Origin of the sequence: Pseudoalteromonas sp. SIMBA_162 (genome assembly GCF_046535955.1) — a bacterium.
Taxonomy (GTDB): Bacteria; Pseudomonadota; Gammaproteobacteria; order Enterobacterales; family Alteromonadaceae; genus Pseudoalteromonas; species Pseudoalteromonas marina.
The window spans coordinates 1-276 of record NZ_JAWJBQ010000334.1 but is presented as its reverse complement, the minus strand read 5'-3'; the positions used below and the strand labels follow the sequence as shown (position 1 = coordinate 276).

General features: G+C 60.5%; 1 protein-coding gene. It reads right to left on the bottom strand.

Going from position 1 to position 276, the window contains the following annotated elements:
- Nucleotides 1–276: hypothetical protein (locus R0J88_RS19930; RefSeq protein ID WP_410900866.1), on the bottom strand; the 276-nt coding region annotated here is incomplete at both ends.

Below are 276 nucleotides of genomic sequence, written 5' to 3'. Positions count from 1 at the left end.
CCAGCTGCACCACAAAGGTTTCATCCTCGGTGGTGCTGCGCTCAGGGGACACCAGAGTTACCGCATACGGCGCCTCAAAGACATCCGCATCCACGTCTGCGCCATCATCCGGCAGTGCCTCACCACGAGCGATAGCATCCAGAAGATTGCGGATCAGGCCCGGACGCTCGTAACCCTCTGCCAGCGCGGAGAAAGGAAGATAGTTGTCGCCCAGCGACCAGTACACATCCTCGGTCCCCTGCAAGGATGCGGTATAGCGCCCGTCAGGCGTATAGG